This window comes from Caulobacter sp. 17J65-9 (assembly GCF_010975005.1).
In the GTDB taxonomy this organism is placed as follows: domain Bacteria; phylum Pseudomonadota; class Alphaproteobacteria; order Caulobacterales; family Caulobacteraceae; genus 17J80-11.
This window is the reverse complement of the sequence record NZ_JAAIVC010000187.1, coordinates 1-6,636: the sequence shown is the minus strand read 5'-3', so window position 1 is coordinate 6,636 and position 6,636 is coordinate 1. Positions and strand designations below refer to the sequence as shown.

At 71.1% G+C, this 6,636-nt stretch carries 6 protein-coding genes; 3 read left to right on the top strand and 3 right to left on the bottom strand.

The window, feature by feature from the left end:
- Positions 1-307: DUF4126 domain-containing protein (locus G3573_RS18925; protein ID WP_163263241.1), on the bottom strand; the 307-nt coding region annotated here is incomplete at its 3' end.
- Between the two features lie 190 nt (positions 308-497).
- Between G3573_RS18925 and G3573_RS18920 the strand changes: the two genes are divergently transcribed.
- Positions 498-2,051, top strand: coding sequence for a PAS domain-containing sensor histidine kinase (locus G3573_RS18920; protein WP_163263240.1), 1,554 nt, complete (start codon positions 498-500; stop codon positions 2,049-2,051).
- A 34-nt stretch (positions 2,052-2,085) separates the two neighbouring features.
- Here G3573_RS18920 and G3573_RS18915 read toward each other — a convergent pair whose 3' ends face one another.
- Together G3573_RS18915 and G3573_RS18910 are read right to left on the bottom strand one after the other, a co-directional pair.
- Positions 2,086-2,865: a hypothetical protein gene (locus G3573_RS18915; RefSeq protein WP_163263239.1), complete on the bottom strand. Its 780-nt coding sequence runs from the start codon at positions 2,863-2,865 to the stop codon at positions 2,086-2,088.
- Positions 2,866-3,063: 198 nt separating this feature from the next.
- Entirely contained in the window at positions 3,064-4,917 is a 1,854-nt protein-coding gene (locus G3573_RS18910) for a phosphoenolpyruvate carboxykinase (GTP) (RefSeq protein ID WP_163263238.1), read from the bottom strand.
- 395 nt (positions 4,918-5,312) lie between these two features.
- Between G3573_RS18910 and G3573_RS18905 the strand changes: the two genes are divergently transcribed.
- Positions 5,313-5,663 carry a hypothetical protein gene (locus G3573_RS18905; protein ID WP_163263237.1) on the top strand — a complete coding sequence of 117 codons (351 nt, stop codon included), beginning with the start codon at positions 5,313-5,315 and terminating at the stop codon, positions 5,661-5,663.
- Positions 5,664-5,859: 196 nt separating this feature from the next.
- A complete protein-coding gene (locus tag G3573_RS18900) occupies positions 5,860-6,612 on the top strand; it encodes a hypothetical protein (protein ID WP_163263236.1) in 753 nt (250 codons plus the stop codon).
- Positions 6,613-6,636 lie beyond the last annotated feature (24 nt).

Sequence of the window (6,636 nt, the reverse complement as noted above, 5' to 3'; positions counted from 1 at the left end):
CCGCGCCGCCGATCAGGGCGCCGTGCGCCGCGCCCAGGGCCGCGCCGCAGAGGCCGCCGGCGATCAGCCGACCGATCAGCAGGGCGGGCGCCTTGCGGCTCGGGGCCTTCGGCAGCTTGTCGCCGATCAGCTCGGCGACCGCCGCCGCCGTGAACAGCCAGGGCGTGATCGGCGCGCCCATGAACCCCAGCGGCCCGCCCGCGAGGGGCAAACGTCCGAGCCACGCCGCCCAGGCGACGACCGCCAGGGGCGTGGCCGTGCGGTGACCGGCGACGACGCCGATCAGCAGGGCGAGGATCAGGATCATCGGCGCGCTCCGGCAGGGCTCCGGCGCCTCTACCGCAGGCGGTCCGCGCCGGTTCCGCGCACGCCTGTCCGTAAACTAACGGACCCCACGGAACCGGTTCCGAGCTTGCGCGTTATCAGCTGCACAGTTTTGCGCGCGCCGTACGGGGGCGGCTGTGCGCGCCACGTATCCCCGCGATTATATTGATCAAATGTCCAAGCTCACGCCTGCGTCCTCGCACGTCTCGCTCTCCGCCGACCTCGGCGACGACCGTTACGAACGGTTGGTTCAGGCGGTGGTGGACTACGCCATTTACCTGCTGGACCCGAACGGGCGGGTGCAGAGCTGGAATTCCGGCGCCGCGCGCATCAAGGGCTACGGCGCCGAGGAAATCGTCGGCCAGCCGTTCTCCCTGTTCTACACGCCGGAAGACCGTGAGGCGGGCAAGCCCGAGCGGGCCCTGCGCCTGGCCGCCGAAGCCGGCCGCTTCGAGGACGAGGGCTGGCGTGTACGCAAGGACGGCAGCCGGTTCTGGGCCCTGGTCGTGGTCGACGCGGTGCATGACGACGACGGCCGGCTGATCGGCTTCGCCAAGATCACCCGTGACATCACCGAGCGGCGCGAGGCGGAAGAGCGCCTGGCCGAGGCGCGCGAACAGCTGTTCCAGTCGCAGAAGATGGAGGCGCTGGGCCGGCTGACCGGCGGCGTCGCCCACGACTTCAACAACCTGCTGACCTCGGTGCTGGGCGCCACCCACCTGGCCCAGCGGCGGGCCGGCGGCGATCCGCGCCTGAGCGAGCTTCTGGACACGGTGCGCACGGCGGCCCAGCGCGGCGGCGACCTGACCCGTCAGTTGCTGGCCTTCGCGCGGCGTCAGCCGCTGTCGCCCGAACTGCTCGACCTGCACCGGCGTCTGCCGGCGACGGCGGGCATCGTGCGCCACTCCCTGCGGCCGGACATCGATCTGGTGCTGGAGCTTTCCGACCAGATCTGGCGCATTGAGGCCGATCCGGGCCAGCTGGAGCTGGCCCTGCTGAACCTCGCGGTCAACGCCCGCGACGCCATGCCGGACGGCGGCGCCATGCACGTCTCGGCCTGCAACGTCACCCTGAACGGCGAGATCGAGGGCCTGGTCGGCGACTTCGTGGCGATCAGCATCGCCGACACCGGGCAGGGGGTCTCGCCGGAGGTCCGAGACAAGGTGTTCGAGCCGTTCTTCACCACCAAGCCGGTGGGGGAGGGCGCGGGCCTGGGGCTCAGCCAGGTCTACGGTTTCGCCCGTCAGTCGAACGGCGCCGCGACGCTGGAGAACGCGCCGTCGGGCGGCGCGGTGGCGACCGTCTATCTGCCGGCGGCCGCGCGCGGCGCCACGGTGACCGACGCCGACGGCGGGGCCGAAGTGCTGATCGTCGAGGACGATCCGGTCGTGGCCATGCTGGCCGCCGACATACTGGAAGAGCTGGGCTGCCGGGTGCGGGTCGTGAACAGCGCCCGCGAGGCCCTGGCCGCCCTGCCGGTCGAAGCCGGCCTGAAGCTGGTGTTCAGCGACGTGGTCATGCCGGGCGGCCAGAGCGGCCTGGAGCTGGCGCGCGAGATCCGCAGCCGCCGGCCGGAACTGCCCGTCCTGCTGACCACCGGCCACAGCCAGGGCGTCGCCGCCAATCCCGGCGAATTCCCGGTCCTGGCCAAGCCCTACGAGCCGCAGCAGCTGGAAGCCTGGATCCGCCGACTGGTGCCGACGGCGCCGCGCCTGGCGGCGGGTTGAGCGCTCCCGAGCCTTTCCCGGGAGCGCCCGAGCCTCAGTAGTGCAGCAGGTGGTCGCCCAGCGCCTGGGCGCCGGTCAGCGACGCGCCCTTGCGGTCGCGCTCGCGCAGGGTGGCGGCCCCGAAGTTCCAGCGCACGCCCACGGTCAGGGTGTTCGAGCCGTACGCGTAGCGGGGGAAGTCGTTGCGGTCGCGGCGCGCGGCGGCGAACAGGCTGACCGGCAGGGTCTCGAGCGGCTTGTATTCGGCGTCCAGACCGACGTTCCAGCCGGTGATCTCGCGCCGCGAGCGGTCCCAGTCGACGTAGCCGACCGCGCCGCCGACCGCGAGGTCCTCGGTCAGGTACCAGCGGCCGGAGACCTGCGCGTCCCACAGGCCGTAGTCGTGGGTGTAGCCCTCGAACTCGGCCTTGCCGGCGGAGACCGAGACCATGGCGTTCGGCAGCTGGGCCTGGGCCTCGACGCCGCCTAGCGCGCCGTCGGAGCCGTAGAACACGGTCGAGCCGCCGAACACGCCGACGGTGTAGCGGCCCAGGCGCTTGTAGCCGTGCACGGCGGCGAAGCCGACGCCGTCGCGGCCGTCCTCGTTCTCCCAGGCGTAGCTGTCGCTGCGGCCGTCGATCTGCACGCCCCAGCCCCCGCCGGAGGTCACCGACACGGCGCCGCCGATGGCGCGGTCGTCGTTGTCGGCGGTGTAGCCGCCCGGCCATTCCCAGCGGGTGTCGCTGTAGCTGAGGTCGATGCGGCCGACCGTCTCGGCGGCGAAGGCGGGGCCGGCGACCAGCGCGGCGGCGAGGGCGAGAAGCGGGACTCTCATTGACGCGTACTCTCTCGGTCGGCGGCCGCCGGCGGGCGGGCGTCACTACTTTCGAGCGAGTTCTAGGGTGCGTCGGGTGCGAATAAGTTACTGATTTTGCGTGCTGTTTGCGGCGAAGTGTCGCAAGCGGGCGCGACAGCAAAAAGGGCGCTGGGTCACCCCAGCGCCCTTTCAGCTTTCAGGTCAGGCGCTAGCGCCTCAGCCGTTGGCGACCTTGGCCTTCGGGGCCTCTTCGGCGGCCAGACGCTCGACCAGGGCGGCGTGCTGGGCCCACAGGGCTTTCGGCAGGCGCTCGCCGAACTTCTCGTAGAACGGCGGGATCAGGGCGGCTTCCTCGGCCCAGACGTCGGCGTCGACGCTGAGCAGTAGGTCGAGGTCGGCGTCCGACAGGTCCAGGCCCGCGGTGTCGAGGGCGGCCTTGGTCGGCAGGCGGCCGATCGGGGTGTCCACGGCCTCGGCGCGGCCTTCCAGGCGGTCGACGATCCACTTCAGCACGCGGCTGTTCTCGCCGTAGCCCGGCCACACGAACTTGCCGTCCTGGCCCTTGCGGAACCAGTTCACGAAGAAGATGCGCGGCAGTTTGTCGGCCGAGGTCTGCTCGCCCATCTTCAGCCAGTGGCCGAAGTAGTCGCCCATGTTGTAGCCGCAGAACGGCAGCATGGCGAAGGGATCGCGGCGCAGCTCGCCGACCTTGTTCTCGGCCGCGGCGGTGCCTTCCGAGGCCACGTTGGCGGCCAGGAACACGCCGTGGGCCCAGTCGAAGGCCTCGGTGACCAGCGGCACGGCGCTGGCGCGGCGGCCGCCGAACAGGATGGCCGAGATCGGCACGCCGGCCGGGTCTTCCCACTCCGAAGCGACGGCCGGGCACTGGCCGGCCGGGGCGGCGAAGCGGGCGTTCGGGTGCGCGGCCGGCTCGCCGAGCTCCGGCGACCAGGCGCGGCCCTTCCAGTCGGTCAGACCTTCGGGGGCGTCCTTGGTCAGGCCTTCCCACCACACGTCGCCGTCCGCGGTCAGGGCCACGTTGGTGAAGACGGTGTTCTCGCGCAGGGTCTCCAGCGCGTTCTTGTTGGTGTTGCGGCTGGTGCCCGGCGCGACGCCGAAGAAGCCGGCTTCCGGGTTGATGGCGTACAGGCGGCCGTCTTCACCGAACCGCATCCAGGCGATGTCGTCGCCGACCGTCTCGGCCTTCCAGCCTTCGAGGGTGGGCTGCAGCATGGCCAGGTTGGTCTTGCCGCAGGCCGACGGGAAGGCGGCGGCCACGTAGCGGACGTCGCCCTGCGGCGAGGTCAGCTTGAGGATCAGCATGTGCTCGGCCAGCCACCCCTCGTCACGGGCCATGACGCCGGCGATGCGCAGGGCGTAGCACTTCTTGCCGAGCAGGGCGTTGCCGCCGTAGCCCGAACCGTAGGACCAGATCTCGCGGGTCTCGGGGAAGTGGACGATCCACTTGTCGTCGTTGCAGGGCCAGGCGACGTCGGCCTGGCCGGCTTCCAGCGGCGCGCCCAGGGTGTGCACGGCCGGCACGAAGAAGCCGTCCTCGCCCAGCTGGTCCAGCGCGGCCTTGCCCATGCGGGTCATGACGCGCATCGACACGGCGACGTAGGCGCTGTCGGTGATCTCGACGCCCAGGGCGGAGATCTTCGAGCCCAGCGGGCCCATGCAGAACGGCACCACGTACATGGTGCGGCCGCGCATGCAGCCGTCGAACAGGCCGGAGAGCTTGGCGCGCATCTCGGCCGGGTCCATCCAGTTGTTGGTCGGACCGGCGTCGATCTCGTTCTCGGCGCAGATGAAGGTGCGGCTTTCGACGCGCGCCACGTCCTTCGGATCAGAGGCGGCGTAGAACGAGTTGGGACGCTTGGCGGAATCCAGGCGGCGCAGGGTGCCGGCTTCGACCAGGGCGTCGGTCAGCTGGGTCCATTCGGCGTCGGAGCCGTCGCACCAGTGCACGCGCTCCGGCTTGGTCAGGGCGGCGATCTCGCGCACCCAGGCGATCAGACCCGCGTGACGGGTGGGGGCCTGGTCGAGCCCGGGAATCTCGGTCGTCTGCAACTCATCTCTCCACTGGGACCGGGCGCGTGCGTCGCGGCCCGGACGGGACAAGCCCGCCGGCGCGCGGCGGAGTCGCGCGTCTCTAGCATGGCTGCTCCTGTTTCGGGAGCATGAGTTCACGCGATGGTCACGGGATGCGGCAATATCTCACCCTTGCTGCAATGCAGCAAGGGCAGAAAGTTGCCGCAACGTGGTATCTTTGGGGTGGAAAATTCGTGCAAATATGGCGCGACAATCTGCCGTTACGGCGCGCAAACCCCGGCGGCGCATATGCAAATTTATGCAAATAAGGGGCGTCCGCAGGTGGGGCGTCCCGTCGCGCGTCCGTTCGCCTGCGCGACGCGGCTCCGGGGGCGGACCAGACTGATCCCCTGACCAGGATTCGAGGCGGGGCCATGAGCGAGCCGGCGGCGATCGCGGGCGTGGAGATGACCGAGGACGGCGGCCTGACGCTGGCGTTCGACGAGGCCGGCGCGATCCGGCGGCTGTCGCTGGCGGCCGGGGACGTGCCGCTGCTGGCGCGCCTGCTGGCCGAGGCCATGGCCGCGCGCGGGGCCGGCCTGGAGCTGGACGCCCGCGACGTGCTGATGAAGCCGCCGTCCGCGCCCGGCGACCTGCCGCGCCTGGCCTTCCTGGCCCCCGGCTGGCCGCCGATCGCCATGGCCCTGGACTGGAAGGTGCTGCACGGCCTGGGCCTGGCCGCCGACGCGGCCTTGCAGGCGGCCCCGCCCGGCGCCGCCCAGTAGGCCCGGGGCGGCGGATCGCCGTTCGACGATTGCCGCAATTTGCAACTGACGGTAGATCTGGCGCGGGCGTCGGGGGACGTTCCGCTGGAACCGGTCGCGCCCTGGGCGCAGGCCCCGCCGATCCGTTCGGCGGAGACGGAACTCGTGGATCGGCCTGACCGGGCCCGTACACGAAATCCGTTTGGGGGCTTTTTCCATGACCATCTTCCGGCGCTGGGCGCGCTCGGCGGCGGCGCGCTTCGCCTTCGCCGTCGCCCTTGTCTTCGCTGTTCCGGGCGCAGCCTCGGCCGCGACCTATATCGACACCACCCTGTCTCAGCTGGCTCCCGAAAACCGGGTGAAGATCGCCCAGCCGCGCCCGGTGCAGGTGCTGTTCCAGTTCAAGTCCAAGGGCCTGCCCAACGGTCGGGCCACGGCCATGTTGAAGCAGCAGGTCATCGACGCCCTGATCGGCAGCGACCTGTTCAGCCAGGTGGTCGAAACCCCGGTCGAGGGCGGGGCCGTGCTCAACGTGGTGATCGACAACGTCGTGCCCGACGGCGCGATGAAGGACGCGACGGCCCAGGGCTTCGCCACCGGTCTGACCTTCGGCCTGAAGGGCACCTTGGTCACCGACAACTACATTTGCACCGTGGAATACCTGTCCGGGCCGGGCGCCGCCCCCATCACCCGCACTGCGAAACACGCCCTGCACACGACCATCGGCCTGAAGAGCGCGCCGCCGAACGGCGAAAAAGCGCCGAACATCAAGATCGCGGTGGAGACCATGACCCGCCAGGTGGTGGGCTACGCGGTGAACGACCTCGCCGGGGATCCGGCCTTCGCTCCGGGCGCGGCGACCGCGGTCGCGGCTCCGGCGGAAGTCCCGGCCGTTCCGGCGGAGGCCGCCACGCTGGCGACCCCGGCCGAGCCGGCCGCGGCGCCGACGCCGGCGGGCGGAGAGGGCTGATGCGCGCGGCTGTCGTCGCCGTGG

What these genes read in the sequence shown, in the direction of transcription:
- G3573_RS18920 (WP_163263240.1), top strand. Translation starts at nt 498, where the DNA reads ATGTCCAAGCTCACGCCTGCGTCCTCGCACGTCTCGCTCTCCGCCGAC.
- G3573_RS18915 (WP_163263239.1), bottom strand. Translation starts at nt 2,865, where the DNA reads ATGAGAGTCCCGCTTCTCGCCCTCGCCGCCGCGCTGGTCGCCGGCCCC.
- G3573_RS18905 (WP_163263237.1), top strand. Translation starts at nt 5,313, where the DNA reads ATGAGCGAGCCGGCGGCGATCGCGGGCGTGGAGATGACCGAGGACGGC.
- G3573_RS18900 (WP_163263236.1), top strand. Translation starts at nt 5,860, where the DNA reads ATGACCATCTTCCGGCGCTGGGCGCGCTCGGCGGCGGCGCGCTTCGCC.